2 protein-coding genes are annotated in these 1,021 nt (G+C 50.4%); both read left to right on the forward strand.

Annotated elements, in window-relative coordinates; genetic code table 11:
• Positions 1–365: hypothetical protein (locus A918_RS22235; RefSeq protein ID WP_210162329.1), on the forward strand; the 365-nt coding region annotated here is incomplete at its 5' end.
• The gene (locus A918_RS21405; RefSeq protein WP_210162330.1) at positions 289–957 is read left to right on the forward strand and encodes a hypothetical protein; all 669 of its coding nucleotides are present in this window, start codon (positions 289–291) and stop codon (positions 955–957) included. The genes A918_RS22235 and A918_RS21405, both read left to right, overlap by 77 nt.
• Positions 958–1,021 lie beyond the last annotated feature (64 nt).

Consider the following 1,021-nt stretch of genomic DNA (forward strand, 5'->3'; position numbering starts at 1 on the left):
TAAATAACAAGCGGTATTTATATGTCTGGTCTTTATCCCCACGCTTTATAATGCGTGGCATTTTGCAGTCGGCGGCGATCTGCTATATTTTACAGCACACTTATCCTCTGCCCTGCTTTAAAACAGCCAATGATAATCAGCAGGCTGATCAGGATGAGTCAGTATGCATCGCATTCACCTGCCCTGCCCGACACGTTTCACAAGGAGAATTATATGGATTTTTTACTCTGGATCGCCCTGATCGGTGTAATCGTATTTCTCCTCGGCTTAATTTACAGCAAGCTTACGATGGCAAAGGCAAAGCAACCGGCAGCAAGCATTATCCCGCCTGCAACAGCAGTGACGCCCAAAAGCAAAGAGCCTGAGAAAAAACCGGCTCCCGCAGCACCGGTGAAGGCAAGCCCATCCAAACAAGAGCGTGCGGCACAGCCAGTCATTAAAACACCGGCTGCAACAGAAATCACAAAAGCCACGCAAAAGATTGTACCGGATGCGGAGCCGGTCGGCCCTGCTCATAGCCCTGTTGTTCATATTGCGTCTAAAGCTGCGGTAACAAACCCTGCCGAAGCAGTTGCAGCGCCCTCACCGGCAGCAGAAACGCCGGCACCGCCAGCCCCTTCCGAACCGGAGCGCCTGAGAAAACCGCGACAGGACAAAGCTGATGATCTGACCCAGATTACCGGTATAGGTAACGCAATTCAGGCTAAATTATATAATGCCGGTATTTTTCATTATGACCAGCTTACCGATCTGAATGCGGATCAGATCACATGGCTGAACCGCACCACAGGTTTTGCCGGACGTGCTGAACGGGAAAACTGGGTTGCACAGGCAAAGAAACTGATGAGCAAAGCTGCAGCGGCGACAGAAGCGCCAAAGCGCGCGGTTAAAAAAGCAACAAAACCCGCCGCGGTAAAAGCCAAATCCAAACCCGCAAAGAAAACTGAAAAAGCCTGAAGCAGGTTTTGCCAGGTGCATAAGATCAGAGCAAAATGCAATCTTTACAAAAAGGCCCCCCCCC

It is taken from the genome of Pseudochrobactrum sp. AO18b (assembly GCF_000409565.1).
Taxonomy (GTDB): Bacteria; Pseudomonadota; Alphaproteobacteria; order Rhizobiales; family Rhizobiaceae; genus Pseudochrobactrum; species Pseudochrobactrum saccharolyticum.